Below are 802 nucleotides of genomic sequence, written 5' to 3' on the forward strand. Positions count from 1 at the left end.
CCTGGCGGTGGCGCGGGCCTGGGCACCGCTCTCGCCGCCTTGGGCACGCCATCTGGCCTGCGGGCTGACGATCGTCTGGCGCAGCGCCTTCCGCCGGGCGGATCTCGTCTATACCCGCAATCTGTGGATCGCCTGGATGGCGATCCGGTTCGGCCAGCGCGTGGTGTTCGACCATTACCGGCCCTGGCCGGACCAGATCCCGCCGCTGCGCCCCTTTCTGTACCGGCTGATGTGCCACCGGCGCTTCGTGGTCAATATCTGCCATTCCGACTATACGCGGCAAAAATATCTCGAACTGGGGATTCCCGCCGACAAGCTGCAATGCATCCGCAACGGGTTCGAACCCGAACGGCTGGACGCCCCGATCGGGCGCGACGCGGCCCGGCGGACGCTGGACGTCCCGGCCGATGCGCAGACCGTGGTCTATACCGGACGGGTCAACCACAAGAAGGGACTGGCGGTGGTGATCGAGGCCGCGCGCCTCCTGCCCGACCTGCTGTTCATCCTGGTCGGCTCCTATGGCGAGGGCCCGATCGAGGCCATGGCGCAGGCGCTGCCCAATGTCCGGGTCGTCCCCTTCCAGCCGCCCGAGATCCTCGGCCAGTATATCCACGCCGCCGACGTGCTGCTGATCCCGCCGTCGCTGCAGCCGCTGGCGCGCTTCGGCTCGACGGTGCTGCCGCTGAAGCTGTTCTTCTACATGGCGTCCGGCCGGCCGATCGTGGCGGGCAACACGCCCGACGTGCGCGAAGTCCTGCGCGACGGGGAAAACGCGCTGCTGTGCCAGCCGGATGCTCCGCCG

General features: G+C 68.6%; 1 protein-coding gene. It reads left to right on the forward strand.

Annotation, left to right across the window (positions count from 1 at the left end; genetic code table 11):
- Positions 1 to 802, forward strand: an 802-nt coding sequence (locus HUK84_RS20865) for a glycosyltransferase (RefSeq protein ID WP_176641886.1), incomplete at both ends; no start/stop codon positions are given.

This window comes from Nguyenibacter vanlangensis, assembly GCF_013376155.1.
In the GTDB taxonomy this organism is placed as follows: domain Bacteria; phylum Pseudomonadota; class Alphaproteobacteria; order Acetobacterales; family Acetobacteraceae; genus Gluconacetobacter; species Gluconacetobacter vanlangensis.